This window comes from Brevibacillus fluminis (genome assembly GCF_003710825.1).
GTDB lineage: Bacteria > Bacillota > Bacilli > Brevibacillales > Brevibacillaceae > Brevibacillus_D > Brevibacillus_D fluminis.
The window spans coordinates 596,201-609,177 of the sequence record NZ_RHHQ01000008.1 but is presented as its reverse complement, the minus strand read 5'-3'; the positions used below and the strand labels follow the sequence as shown (position 1 = coordinate 609,177).

Sequence of the window (12,977 nt, the reverse complement as noted above, 5' to 3'; positions counted from 1 at the left end):
CGCATCACTCGGAAAACGCGCCGGATTGCCGTTCCACCTCTTCCAGGTAAAGCTGCGGGGGCTTTTGCCGAAAGAAACGGGTCAGGATCGCCAGGTAGATGAGCCCGATCGCAATCCAGGAGCAGCCCAAAAGCATCGCATGCCGATCGAGACTGGCCCAGATCCAGATGTTGAAGCAAGCGCCCACGATCGGCAGAAGCACAAACAAAAACGCCCCGCGCGCCCCGCGCTCTCTGCCAGAAACATAGTAATGGGCAATGACAGACAGATTGACGAACGTAAAGGCAACCAATGCCCCGAAGTTGATGAAAGATGCAGCTGTAGCGAATTCCAGGAAGAGCGCGAGCAGACAGAACACCCCGATGACTAACACGTTGAAAACAGGAGTTTTCCAGCGGGGGTGCAGATAGCCGAACAGGCTGCGCATCAGCACCCCTTCTCGACCCATCGCGTACAGCAGGCGGGCGGCAGTGGCATGTGACGAAAGCGAAGCAGCAAAGGTAGAGGTGATGATGCCGGCTGTAAAAATGGCGGACAGCAGCGTTCCACCGATCGCTTGCACGATTTCAAAGGAAGCGGAATCGGCGACAGTAAAGGACTTGTACTCCGGGTAGACAAGCTGGGCAAAGTAGGCGACGGCGATAAACAGGACGCCGCCGATCAGTGCAATGAAAAAGATGGCTTTCGGGACATTTTTGGTCGGCTCGAGGGTTTCTTCGGATAGTGTCGTGACGGCGTCGAAGCCGAGGAATGACAGGCAGACGACTGAGGCGCCTGCGAACAAGGCAGAAAAGGAAGCGTCAGGATTGTAGAACGGGAGCGTGGAAAATAGGGTAGCCATGCCCATCCCGTTATGGATGCCGCGAATGGCGAATATGAGGAACAGCAGCGTGACAAGTGTTTGGAAGATGAGCAAAAGGCCATTGAGTTTCACATTCACCTGGATGCCGAAAATGTTGATGATCGTAACGATGACAGTAAACAGCAGCACCCACGCCCAGATCGGGATTTCCGGAAAGGCAGCGGAAAGGAAGATACCGGCGGCCATGTTGTTAAGCATCGGCAGAAACAGGTAATCCATCAGAACGGACCAGCCAACGAGAAAGCCGAGATGAGGGTTGATCGCACGCGTCGTGTACGTGTAGGCGGAACCTGATGACGGAAAGGCTTTGACCATTTTACCGTAGCTATATGCCGTAAAAAGGATCATGATCAGTGCCGTCACGTACGCCCCGGCTACCATCCCGTTCGTCATTTGCGCGACGATCCCGTATGGAGAGAAGACCGCCATCGGCGCCATATATGCTAGTCCAAGTATGATCAGCGGGAGCAAAGTCAACGTTCGTTTGAAATGAGTTTGCATAGAAATCCCCCCTAGTCAAAAAATGAAAGCCCTTTCTTTTTTGCGGAAGGAAATCCGGCCCCGTCGTCGATTACAAGGCCGGTCGTCCGTTCCGGGTACTACATGCGATTGTACTGACGCATGACAGCCAGAAGCTGGTCGTGGTCGATCGCTTCCATTGTCGTTCCATGCGGCTTGATGCAGGTCATCGATTCTGCCGCAAGCATCGCATTGATGATCGATTCATCGACGGCTTGGCAGGCGGCTTCATAGATGGGGTCAAACACCTCGTCATTCACATAGTCCATCGCTAGCCGGGCCGGAGCGTTTTGCGGCAGTTCCATCGGATTGGCTGTGGAGAAGGCCAAGAAGATGTCGCCAGAATTGTTGCCGCCGGGCGTCCCGCTGCGGCCGATCCCGATCGCTGCACGTTTGGCCACCCGTTTCAGCTGGTGTGGCAGCATGGGGATATCGGTGCCGATGATCACGATGATGGAGCCGCGATCCTGCTTCATGTGCGCTCCTTCGGTCAAATGCTTGCCAACCGGTACGCCGAGAACAGTCAGCCATTCGCGGATGCCGTGATTGGCTTGCACCAATGCGCCGATGGTGTAGGTGTTGCCGTCGATTTCGACCTGTCGTGAAGAGGTGCCGGTGCCGCCCTTGAATTCGTAGCAGATCATGCCGGTGCCGCCGCCTACGTTGCCTTCCGCAACCGGTCCCGACGATGCGGACTCAATCGCGGCGATGACGTGCTCTTCTTTGACGTGCAGGCCATTGATGTCATTCAGGGAGCCGTCATACGTCTCGGCAATGACCGGCATTGCCCACAGATGCTGGTTGGCGAACTGCTCGTGGTAATGCCGGATCATCCATTTGGTCGTCGCATGATGCGCGATTCCGACGCCATGTGTATTGGTGATGCAAATCGGGCTGGCAAAATAACCGGCATCGTTGATCCAATGCGTTCCCGTCATTTCGCCATTGCCATTCAAGCTGTAAAATCCCGCCCAGACCGGCCGCAGGCGCTCCTCCTTTCCACGAGGCAGGATCGCCGTCACGCCGGTGCGCACTGGACCTTTGCCAATTTCTACCGGTCCGTCTCCTTCGATCAAGGTCGTGAAGCCAACCTCCACGCCCGGAATATCGGTGATGGTGTTGAAGGCACCCGGTGTGCCGGGAAACGGCAGTCCTAACTCGCGTCCACGTTTTTTACGACTCATGCTTTGTCTCCTCCTGTATCGAACGGCTTAGATAGTGGTGTATGCCCACTTAAAATAGCAACTACCGTGCCAGCCTTGCAACATGCGAATCTACAATAAAAAAGCTCATGCCACTGTAAGTCTCGACTTACATGCATGAGCTGGCCAGCAAGAGCCTTCCGCATTAGGGAGCTGCGGCTGTGCGATATTTTATCGTGATGTCAGTTTGTGCTGACAGTGTAAGCGTGAAGGAACACCTGCAGCTAAGGCCGTAAACGAGTCTGTTTATGCGGGCAAAGCTTCACGAGAATTGTTTTATAGAACGATTAGTGGAATTCCTTAGAAATAGGGATACAGAACTTGCTATCAAAAATAAAAATCCTCCAAATACAACGTACTGTATGCCAATGCCAGAGATAAAAAAACCGCAAACAGTAGTACCCATTGTTGTTCCTAAGTTTGCGGATGTTAAAAACAATCCATTCGCAAACTCAGGAGCCTCCGGAGCTTCCGACGTAATCCAGTATTAGTTGAAATTTGCTCCCATACCAGACTCGACTCTTTGCTTCTTTTATTGAGGGATTTAAAGGTGAAATTGACAGAGAAAGCGGCAGGAATAATGATTTAAGTGAAGATGTTATGCTGCAATATGCTGGGTACGCCTACGTAGGGGTAATTGAGTGGTGGATACGGAAGGGGATGCCGTATCCGCCGCAAGTGATGGCCAAGCAAGTCGGGGCTTTGCTGGAGAGAAGTCTATAGTTCATGGATAACAAGAGCGTCCTGTGTAATAGCCAGGACGCTCTCATGCATCATTATTCAAGAAGATCCTGCGTTTTTCCTCTGGTTCTGCCAACGGTTCAGCATCTCCGGAATGGCGACCCCCAGCAGAATAATAACAACGCCGATCCACTGCAGCAGACTTACGTGCTCGCTAAGGAGCAGGCTGGACATGATAACGGCTGTTGGCAGCTCTGCTGCGCCGAGAATGGTACCCAAGCCGACCCCGATGCGCGGAATGCCCAGATTAAATAGCAGCGGAGGGATGACAGCCCCAAAAATGGAAAGCAGCAGACTGTACGGAAGCAATCCGTGTGTAAGCGAACCGTTGACGAAAAAGGCGGGCGGGAAGATCAAAAAGACAATCAGCATCGAGCCTGTGGTCATCACAGCGCTGCGTACCCAAAAGTTCACGTGCGGCGCTGCCTTGCCGCTAAAATAAATCGTCATCGAGTACGAAATCGCGGAAAGGAAGCCGAAAAGCAGACCCATCAGCGGCAGCTCGTGCAAATCTTGCTCGAAAACGCCGCCAGCGAGAAGCGTCCCGATCACCAGCAGCAAAAGCGCCAGCAGCTTTTCCTTGCCGGGCCACTTCCGTTCCAGTACCGCATCGATCAGCACGCCCATCCAAGTAAATTGAAACAGCAGCACGATGGCAAGCGATGCGGGAATGTATTGGAGCGACACATAGTACAAAACACCGGTTAGTCCGGCAGGAACGCCGGCTATCAGCAAATACAGGCCGGTCTTGCCGCTTAACTGCCGCTTTTGGCGCAGCGCAAACAAGGCGAGAGCCCAAAGCATGACCGCTCCCAAAAACATTTGGCTGCCAACCACGTCTTGCACAACAAAGCCTTCGCCATAGGCCAATTTGACGAATGTGGATAAAATTCCATAACTGCATGCACCTAAAAACACGAGTAACATCCAGCGCAACATGATAATGTCCTCCTTGCCTGAACGTGAGAAAGTCCTCACTCAGTATAGGGGGTGGAAGCGGTTATATTCAAGTGAATCGCATGTCAGGTTACAGCTAGACGTGTGCCGAAGCTAAAACATGCATCCCCTAGGGGATGCATGCTTGCTTTAGAAAGGATTACTTAACATGTCGTTCGACAAGGAAAGCTTATCCTTGTTGGGATTCAGTGAAAATCTGGAATGGTATGCCAAATTTGTCCGTCACAATGCCGTAGCCAGGGCTGAAATGCGTTTCTGTCAATGGCATAATCACTTGACCGCCATCTTGTAGGGCTGCAAAGATTTGCTCAGCTTTCTCTTTGGTCGGAATGTTGATACAGATGGTTACGTTGCCGCCTTCTGGCACATTTTGGCCAGGGAACGTGTCAGAGAACATCAGTGTGGATTCGCCGATTTGCATCATCGCATGCGCGACCAGGTCTTTGGCTGCTTCTGGCAATGGGAACTCAGGATTTGCCGGCATTTCGCCGAACGATTGTTGGAAAAGTACCTTACCTTCCAACACTTTTTCGTAATAGGCGATTGCGTCCTTTGCCTTACCGTCGTTCATCATCAAATAGGCGGTCAATTTCAATGCCATGTTCAAATCAGCTCCTTAAAATGGTTTTTATAGTCATCCGTGTCTATCATGCCCATTTTCACCTGCTTGATAGACGCGGTTGAATCATGCAATCTGACAATCTCAATTCTAGCAGCAACCAAGGTGACGCGCTTCTTATCAATTGCTATGTTTTTTGACCCGATTGAGAAAATTGTCCATCAATACGGGCAGGGAGATGAGAATCGGCGGATCATCCAATCGCGGCGGGTGCAAGGTGACGTGCTGAAAAGGCACAGGCTTGCCCGGTTCGACGACGATCGGGTCCCGCGAACGTGCTCGCAGCGTCGAGTGTGGCAGCAAAAAATCCATTGTCTGCATTCCCCACGACACCGAGGTAGCCATCAGGTAGTAGACGCCTGGCCTAACACCTGTAAAGCTAAAATGGCCGAGCGACGAGAGCAGGGTGCCGTGAATCGGCATGCCTTCCGGTATCGGTTTGGCAAACAAGCCAATCAGGATGATCCCCTGGAATGGATGCTCGGTTTGTATGGTCCCTTCCACAGTGCCAAACAGGTCGTGACGGAGCAGAGGATGCGACATGCGCCAGTCGGTCAGTGTCTTTAGCGTACGGAAGTGCTGGTCTGCCTGCTCCGCTGAATTGCGGAAATCAGTCGGCGTCATCCCGACGCGCTCGGTAAAGCGAGTGGAAAAGGTCCCCATGCTTTGCTGGCCGATTTCGAGGCCGATATCCCGGACGCTCAGGCCGGTGTTCAGCAGCAAATCTTTCGCTTTTTGCAAGCGGAGTGACGATACATAGTAGAGTGGTGAAAGACCGATGCGTTCCTTGAAAATTCGGGTAAAATGATAGGGGCTGTAGGCCACATAATTTGCCAATCGGCCCAGAGGCAGCGGTTCGTATAGATTTTCATGAATATAGGCGACCACCGCATCAATCTCGGCGTACCGGTCAATCACAACTCGCGCACCTTCTTTCGCGTAACGATTGTTTCGGGCAAAAAAATAGCAACCAGCGCATAACACTATTTTTGTAGCCACATTCTGATTATTTTATACAACTCTTCCAAAAATTCCTGCACGTCTGAACGTGTAAAACTGCTGATTAGCAGAAAAATAGAATAGGAACTTTTGTTCGTATGTTATCATAGCACGTATTGGAAAGGAATGGAATGGTACAAGGTGAAAAAATTTTTCCGAAAAGCTGGACAGCGCTACCGAAAGGGGCATGGGATAGCCCCTCGGGCCGCCCATGCCTCTAGTGATTTTGCCCGTTTTCCTGTACGATTAAAAAAAGTGGATAAGTTCTGAAAAAAATGCGAGGGAGCGTTCAGTCATGCGAATCCGCAAAGGGTCTTGGGTTCATCGGTTGCTGCGTACGGCAGTGAACAATGAAGCGGAAGTCACCAAGGAAATGCATATCGTCAAGACAGCGATGGATCAGGCCTATGAAGGAGTCATCATTGTGGATGCGCAAGGGTACATCACTTCTGCCAACCAGTCGTACGCCACCTTCATCGGCACGACGCTCGACCAGATGATCGGACGGCATGTCACCGAAGTTGTGGAAAACACGCGGATGCATATCGTCGCCAAGACGGAAAAGGCAGAGATTGCCCAGCTACAAAAAATCAACGGACACCAAATGATTGCCAGCCGCATTCCGATTTTCTCCGATGGCGAGCTTGCTGCGGTCGTGGGCAAAGTTATGTTTCAAGACGTCAGCAAGCTGTTCGAGCTGAATGCCAAATACGAGAAGCTGAAAAAGGAGCTGGAGCTTTACAAGCAGGAATTAAACAAGCGGCTTAGCGCCAAGTACTCGTTTGACAGCATCATCGGGACGAGCAAAGTCATTGAGGATGTGAAGGCGCTCGCCAAAAAAGTGGCCAAGAGCGATTCAACGATTTTGCTTAACGGGGAGAGCGGCACGGGAAAAGAGCTGTTCGCCCATTCCATCCATCTGGAAAGCCACCGCAAAAATGGGCCGCTGATCCGGGTTAATTGTTCCGCGATTCCGGAATCGCTGTTCGAGTCCGAGCTGTTCGGCTACAAGGAAGGCTCCTTTACAGGGGCAAAAAAATCCGGACAAAAAGGCAAATTCTCGCTTGCCAACAACGGCACGATCTTCCTTGATGAAATCAGCGAGCTTCCGATGTCTATGCAAGTGAAGCTGCTGCGCGTGCTGCAAGAGAAGGAAATCGAGCCGGTCGGAGCCGAAATGCCCGAGCCGATCGATGTGCGTATCGTCGCCGCATCGAACAAGAGCTTGGAGGAGCTGGTGGAGCAAGGGGCATTCCGCAAAGACCTGTTTTACCGCCTCAATGTCGTGGCACTGCACATTCCGGCGCTCCGCGAGCGGAAAGAAGACATTCCTGTTTTGGCAGAGCACCTTGTCACGCAGCTGGAGATCGAGACGGGGATTCCGGTCGGCGGGATCGAGCCTGCTGCATTTGAGATGCTGCTCGCATATGAATGGCCAGGGAATGTGCGCGAATTGCGCAATGTGCTGGAGCGCGCGATGTATGTGAAATCGGGCGACATGATTACAGAGCAGGAGCTGCGGGCATATTTGACGCGCAATCCGGGAGCCAGCCCAGCTGCGTACCATCAAAAAACGCTGCAGCACATTTTGCACGAGGCGGAGGAAGAAGCGATCCGCAAAGCGCTCAAGGAGGAAAAAGGCAACAAGCTCGCCGCCGCCCAGCGGCTTGGCATCAGCAAGTCCAGTTTGTACGCGAAGCTGGAGAAATACTACATCGGCAAGGACTGAAACGGCAGGCGGGGTTTCGGTCCTTTCTTATTCCAGAATTCTGGACTGAAATTCCGGAATTGTGGAAGAGAAGACGATGGAAGTGCTTGCAAAAGTGTGAAGCGGCGCTCTTTTCCTGTTTCAGGTTCGGTTGGCACGATCCATGCAATTTTAAGAAAGCGCTTACTTATACCAGAGACTCATGTAGGAATGCGTGTGCGGTACACATGCATTGTCACCGAACATCTGAAGGAGGAGGAAAAGTATGATTATTGAGGTTTTAGCCATTATCGTGGCGCTCGGTCTTTTGATGTTTTTCGCGTATCGGGGTTATCCGGTCATCGTTTTTGCCCCTATTTTTACGCTTCTTGCAGCCGTTTTGTCCGGCCTCGCACTCATGCCAAGTTATACGGAAATCTACATGACGAACGCTGCCAATTACATCAAGTCGTTCTTCCCGATCTTCCTGCTGGGAGCCGTATTCGGCAAAGCGATGGAGCTGAACGGTGCAGCCGCCTCCATCGCCCATAGTATCGTCCGGGCGCTTGGCTCCAATCGGGCGATTTTAGCAGTCGTGCTCGCTTGTGCGATTTTGACTTATGGCGGGGTTTCCTTGTTTGTCGTCGCGTTTGCCGTCTATCCGTTCGCAGCTGCGATTTTCCGTGAAGCGAACATTCCGAAGCGACTGATCCCGGGTACGATCGCCTTGGGTGCTTTTACCTTTACCATGGATGCGCTTCCAGGAACGCCACAGATTCAAAACATTATCCCTACCGCTTATTTCGGCACAGACGCGTATGCGGCACCCGTGGTTGGTACGATCGGCGCGATCATGGTATTGGCGGCTGGTCTGTACTGGCTAGAGCGCGCACGGCGCAAAGCGGCAGCGCTTGGCGAAGGGTATGGCGAGGGACACCGCAACGAGCCGGAGAGCGCTTCGGCTGAACAGAAGTTTCCGAATATCTGGATTGCGCTGATTCCGTTGGTACTTGTCCTGATCTGCAACTATTTGTTCAGCAGAGGCTTTTTGACCGTCGAAAACTGGTATGATCCGCAAATGCTGAAAGATACGTTCAAAATCGATAAAGTAAAAACGGTTGTGTCTTCGTGGTCGTTGATCATCGCGCTGACGATCGGGGTCATCGCTGCGCTCCTGATCAATGTCAATCAAGTCAAAAACAAGCTCGCAGCCGGATTGACGACTGCAGCAGCGGGCGCTTTGCTCGCCATTTTCAACACCGCTTCAGAGGTTGGCTTCGGAAACGTTGTGAAAACATTGCCTGGCTTCAAGCTGATTCAAGGCTGGATTCTCGGGGCAAGCAGCCATCCGCTCGTCTCGGAAGCGTTGGCCGTCAACGTGCTTGCCGGGGTTACTGGTTCTGCTTCCGGCGGTTTGTCCATCGCCTTGGAGGTCATGGGCAAGCAATACTTGGAGCTGGCACAAGCAGCTGGGATTTCGCCCGAGCTTTTGCACCGGATCGCTTCTATGGCATCCGGCGGTATGGATACGCTGCCGCATAACGGTGCCGTCATTACGCTGCTCGCGATTACCGGCCTGACGCACCGCCAGGCGTATAAAGACATTTTCGCCGTGACCGTCATCAAAACGCTCACCGTCTTCATTCTCGCTTTCGCCGCTTCGATTTTCGCATAACGGTGAAGGAACAACGGTAGACATACATTAGAAGCAACAAACGGAGGGATAGAAGTGGAGAAGAGTCTATACAACAAAGTGGCTTTGGTTACAGGAGCCGCAAGCGGAATCGGCTTGGAGATCGCCCGCACCTTCGCTGAGGAAGGGGCAAAGGTGGTGCTGACCGACCTGAACCGCGAATCATTGGAGAAAGCGGCAGCAGCGCTGCAAAATGCGGGACATGAAGTGCTTGGCGTCCCATGCGACGTGACCAACGAAGCACAGTTTAAGGCAAGCATCGACATGGCAGCACAGGCGTTTGGCAGACTGGATATTTTGATCAACAACGCCGGTTTGCAGCATGTGTCGCCGATCGAGGAGTTCCCGACGGAAAAATTCGAGCAGATGATCAAAATTATGCTGACCGCGCCGTTCATCGGCATCAAGCATGCCTTTCCGCTGATGAAGCAGCATGGCTTTGGCCGCGTCCTCAACATGGCCTCGATCAACGGGCTGATCGGCTTCGCCGGCAAAGCGGCTTACAACAGCGCAAAGCATGGCGTCATCGGCCTGACGAAGGTTGCGGCGCTCGAGGGGGCTGCGGACGGAATTACTGTAAACGCGATCTGCCCGGGCTATGTGGATACACCGCTCGTGCGCAATCAGCTGGCTGATTTGGCAAAAACGCGCAATGTGCCGCTGGAAAAAGTGCTCGAAGAGGTCATTTACCCGCTCGTGCCGCAAAAGCGGCTGCTGGCTGTGCAGGAGATCGCCAATTATGCCGTATTTTTGGCGAGCGACAAGGCGCAGGGTGTTACCGGCCAAGCGATCGTAATCGATGGCGGTTATACGGCGCAGTAATTGTAAGCGCAGGCACATAAAAGAGAATAACCGTTTGGACGATTCACCGTCAGCCTTTGTGCTGGCGGTTTTTTTACGAAATCATCCTCCATGCATGAAATTTAAAGATGAAAAGCCAATATCCTCGCTCTTTACTTTCAGAAAATTATGTATAATGAGGTCGTTGCAAGCGCGCATTGCATTCGCTAGGGAGAAGGAGCGTGTAGGAATGAAAGACATTTTGCATGTAGGCGTGGTCCAAATGGCGGTATCAAAGGATACCGCGACCAACATCGAACGGTTCGAGCATTACGTCAATGCCTTGATGAAAAGCTTCCACAAGCCGGAGCTGGTGATCGGGGTGGAAGGGGGCATCGGCTACAACGTGATGGAACCCATCCCTGGCCCGACGACCGAACGCCTCTGTGCGATCGCCAAAAAGCATGGTATTTACCTCGTGCCGGGAAGCATGTCCGAAACGGATGAGAAGCTGGGGCAAGGCGAATGGTACAATTCGATTCCGGTCATCAATCCGCAGGGAGAGATCATCGCCGTGTACCGCAAGATTTGCCCGTGGTACCCAGAGGAAACCTCGACGCCCGGTCACGAGTATGTGGTTTTCCCGATTCCGGAAAAAAATACGGTCATCGGCGTGTCCAACTGCTACGATTTGAGTTTTCCCGAAATCTCGCGCAATCTGGCGCTCATGGGGGCCGAGGTGATCATCAGGCCGGCGATGGATCCAGAGCCACTATACCGCATGTATCGACATGTCATTGCTGCGCGCGCGGTAGAAAACCAGGCGTACTACCTGTCCGTCAATGCGTGCGGCATCTATGACAGCTCCACGAACTACGGGCATTCCGCCATCGTCGATCCCGAGGCTCATTTTTTGTGGGAAGCTGGGAAGGAAGACAGCTTTGTCACGGTTCCGCTCGATCTCGGCCTTGTTCGCCGCAGCCGCGAGCATGGAACGATGTACAAAGATCACTTGCTCAAGCATCTGCGTTTGTTCAAGCCGGCGATGCCATATGCATCGAATCTGGATGCGGCACCACTGTTTCGCAAGTGGGATGATTAATCTTCAATATTCTCTCATATATAAAAAAAGATCATATTTTAAAGATAAGATGATAGAATTCCAACGCTAATTTGTTTGAATATTATTTATAATTTGGACATCAAGAGCTTCATTGCTAACTGGGGGTATAACAAATGAAAAAGAAAAGGCTTACAAAGGCGTTGCTTACAATCGGCGTTTCGCTTTCCGTCCTGGCAGCAGGCTGTTCGGGCTCTCCTTCCACTCAAAGCGGGGGAGAGAGTGCAAAAGGTTCGGAGTCCAATGCAGGGGGCGAGGCAAAGGCGCAGGCGGGCGGCACCGTCACGTTTGCACTGGAGCATGAGGTCGTTTCGCTCGACCCAGCGTTTTCCTATGACTTTTCCACAGGGCCTGTCGTGAACCAGATCACAGAGCCGCTGATGCGCTTCGAAAAAGGCAAGAGCGTAGTGCCGAATCTGGCAGAGAAGGTCGATAATCCCGATCCGAAAACGTATGTGTACACGATCCGCCAAGGAGTGACGTTCTCCGACGGCACGCCGATGACGGTGGATGACGTGATTTTCTCACTGGAGCGGACGCGCGATCCGAAAACAGCTTCCTATGTCGGCTGGATGTTCTCGAATGTGGACAAGATCGAAAAGGCCGGCGATTGGACGGTCAAAGTGACCTTGAAAGAGCCGGATGCCAACTGGCAGTACGCGATGGCAACTTCCGCGGGGCACGTGATTAGCAAAGCGTATTATGAAGCGCACAAAGCCAATTTCGGCAAGCCGGACGGCGGCACGATGGGAACTGGCCCATTCAAGTACGTCAGCTGGCAGACAGGCTCCGAATTGGTGCTTGAAAAGAATCCGAATTACTGGAACAAAGAAGGCGGCCCTTATTTGGACAAAATCGTCTACAAAGTCATTCCAGAGGGCATGACCCGGATCACTGGCTTGAAAACGGGCCAGATCAACATGGCGTTGAACTTGCCGCTCGATCTGCAGGAAGTGGTCGCGAAGATGGACAATGTGAAAATCAGTCGTTCCGACAGCTTCCTGAGCGATTTCATCGCGTTCAATACACAGCGCAAGCCGTTTAACGATGTGAAGGTGCGCCAGGCGATCAGCCATGCACTGGACCGGCAAAAAATCGTCACCGAGCTGATCAAGGACGCGGGGATTGCGGGTAAAACCGTGCCGATCCCGCCGGCGTTGTGGACGTTTGAGAAAGACAAGTGGGAAAAAGCGTACAGCGAAATTCCGGACTACGCCTTCGATACGGACAAGGCGAAGCAGCTTTTGTCCGAATCGAGCGTGCCGACAGGCTTCAATGGCAAAATCTTGACGGACAGCGACAGCTTTCGGATGAACACCGCCCTGGCGCTGCAAGCCGCGGTAAAACCGCTCGGCATCAACCTGGAGATTGAGAAAGTAACTGGCGAAGAGCTGAATACACGGGCATGGGGCGGCGCGCGCGACTACGACATCGTCGTGCAAAACTGGAGCTCCGACTTCCCGGACCCAGCAGGAAACATGGTGCCGCTGTTCCTTTCCGCCAACACGGCTGACGGAGGCTCAAACTTCGCCAACTACAAAAATCCGGAAGTTGACAAGCTGCTCGATGAGCAAAACCGCCTGACCGATCCGGCGAAGCGGACCGAGCTGATGATCCAGGCCGAAAAGCTGATCGCCAACGATGCGCCATGGATCGTGGTCAGCCATCAGAAAAACTTCCTGGCGATGAGCAAAAATGTAGAAGGGTACGACATCGACCCGCTTTACTTCTGGGAAGGCTTCATGAAGGATGTCAAGCTGACGCAGTAATAGACAATGCACAAGGGCAGGGGACGTCC

At 52.6% G+C, this 12,977-nt stretch carries 10 protein-coding genes and 2 pseudogenes; 6 read left to right on the top strand and 6 right to left on the bottom strand.

Annotated features, from left to right (window positions below):
- Positions 1-4: 4 nt before the first annotated feature.
- The 3 genes and pseudogenes from EDM56_RS12230 to EDM56_RS31845 all read right to left on the bottom strand — a co-directional run.
- Complete coding sequence (locus tag EDM56_RS12230) at positions 5-1,363, bottom strand: APC family permease (RefSeq protein ID WP_122918168.1); 1,359 nt, start codon at positions 1,361-1,363, stop codon at positions 5-7.
- Between the two features lie 98 nt (positions 1,364-1,461).
- Complete coding sequence (locus tag EDM56_RS12225) at positions 1,462-2,565, bottom strand: DmpA family aminopeptidase (protein WP_122918167.1); 1,104 nt, start codon at positions 2,563-2,565, stop codon at positions 1,462-1,464.
- A 280-nt stretch (positions 2,566-2,845) separates the two neighbouring features.
- Positions 2,846-3,097: pseudogene (locus EDM56_RS31845) on the bottom strand (MFS transporter); the annotation flags it as partial.
- On the opposite strand from EDM56_RS31845, the pseudogene EDM56_RS12215 reads away from it, so the two are divergent.
- A pseudogene (locus EDM56_RS12215) lies at positions 3,091-3,306 on the top strand (TetR-like C-terminal domain-containing protein); the annotation flags it as partial. The pseudogenes EDM56_RS31845 and EDM56_RS12215 overlap by 7 nt on opposite strands.
- Before the next feature lie 57 nt (positions 3,307-3,363).
- Here the strand turns inward: EDM56_RS12215 and EDM56_RS12210 are convergent.
- From EDM56_RS12210 to EDM56_RS12200, 3 genes are all read right to left on the bottom strand, one after another.
- Positions 3,364-4,263 carry an EamA family transporter gene (locus EDM56_RS12210; RefSeq protein WP_342772383.1) on the bottom strand — a complete coding sequence of 300 codons (900 nt, stop codon included), beginning with the start codon at positions 4,261-4,263 and terminating at the stop codon, positions 3,364-3,366.
- A gap of 187 nt (positions 4,264-4,450) precedes the next feature.
- Positions 4,451-4,882 (bottom strand): VOC family protein, encoded by a 432-nt coding sequence (locus EDM56_RS12205; protein WP_122918166.1) that lies wholly within the window; start codon positions 4,880-4,882, stop codon positions 4,451-4,453.
- Between the two features lie 138 nt (positions 4,883-5,020).
- Positions 5,021-5,818 carry a helix-turn-helix domain-containing protein gene (locus tag EDM56_RS12200; RefSeq protein ID WP_122918165.1) on the bottom strand — a complete coding sequence of 266 codons (798 nt, stop codon included), beginning with the start codon at positions 5,816-5,818 and terminating at the stop codon, positions 5,021-5,023.
- Positions 5,819-6,194: 376 nt separating this feature from the next.
- Between EDM56_RS12200 and EDM56_RS12195 the strand changes: the two genes are divergently transcribed.
- The 5 genes from EDM56_RS12195 (at position 6,195) to EDM56_RS12175 (ending at position 12,948) form a co-directional block, all read left to right on the top strand.
- On the top strand, positions 6,195-7,628 hold the full coding sequence (locus tag EDM56_RS12195; protein WP_183192402.1) for a sigma-54 interaction domain-containing protein: 1,434 nt from the start codon (positions 6,195-6,197) through the stop codon (positions 7,626-7,628).
- Between the two features lie 244 nt (positions 7,629-7,872).
- Positions 7,873-9,261, top strand: coding sequence for a GntP family permease (locus EDM56_RS12190; RefSeq protein ID WP_122918164.1), 1,389 nt, complete (start codon positions 7,873-7,875; stop codon positions 9,259-9,261).
- Positions 9,262-9,315: 54 nt separating this feature from the next.
- Entirely contained in the window at positions 9,316-10,101 is a 786-nt protein-coding gene (locus EDM56_RS12185; RefSeq protein ID WP_122918163.1) for a 3-hydroxybutyrate dehydrogenase, read from the top strand.
- A 208-nt stretch (positions 10,102-10,309) separates the two neighbouring features.
- Positions 10,310-11,161, top strand: a complete 852-nt coding sequence (locus tag EDM56_RS12180; protein ID WP_183192401.1) for a carbon-nitrogen hydrolase family protein — start codon at positions 10,310-10,312, stop codon at positions 11,159-11,161.
- Between the two features lie 134 nt (positions 11,162-11,295).
- On the top strand, positions 11,296-12,948 hold the full coding sequence (locus EDM56_RS12175) for an ABC transporter substrate-binding protein (protein WP_122918161.1): 1,653 nt from the start codon (positions 11,296-11,298) through the stop codon (positions 12,946-12,948).
- The last annotated feature ends 29 nt before the right edge of the window (positions 12,949-12,977 follow it).

Excerpts from the sequence above, each read along its gene's own strand:
- EDM56_RS12230 (WP_122918168.1), bottom strand. The coding sequence starts at position 1,363 with ATGCAAACTCATTTCAAACGAACGTTGACTTTGCTCCCGCTGATCATA.
- EDM56_RS12225 (WP_122918167.1), bottom strand. The coding sequence starts at position 2,565 with ATGAGTCGTAAAAAACGTGGACGCGAGTTAGGACTGCCGTTTCCCGGC.
- EDM56_RS12210 (WP_342772383.1), bottom strand. The coding sequence starts at position 4,263 with ATGTTGCGCTGGATGTTACTCGTGTTTTTAGGTGCATGCAGTTATGGA.
- EDM56_RS12205 (WP_122918166.1), bottom strand. The coding sequence starts at position 4,882 with ATGGCATTGAAATTGACCGCCTATTTGATGATGAACGACGGTAAGGCA.
- EDM56_RS12195 (WP_183192402.1), top strand. The coding sequence starts at position 6,195 with ATGCGAATCCGCAAAGGGTCTTGGGTTCATCGGTTGCTGCGTACGGCA.
- EDM56_RS12190 (WP_122918164.1), top strand. The coding sequence starts at position 7,873 with ATGATTATTGAGGTTTTAGCCATTATCGTGGCGCTCGGTCTTTTGATG.
- EDM56_RS12180 (WP_183192401.1), top strand. The coding sequence starts at position 10,310 with ATGAAAGACATTTTGCATGTAGGCGTGGTCCAAATGGCGGTATCAAAG.
- EDM56_RS12175 (WP_122918161.1), top strand. The coding sequence starts at position 11,296 with ATGAAAAAGAAAAGGCTTACAAAGGCGTTGCTTACAATCGGCGTTTCG.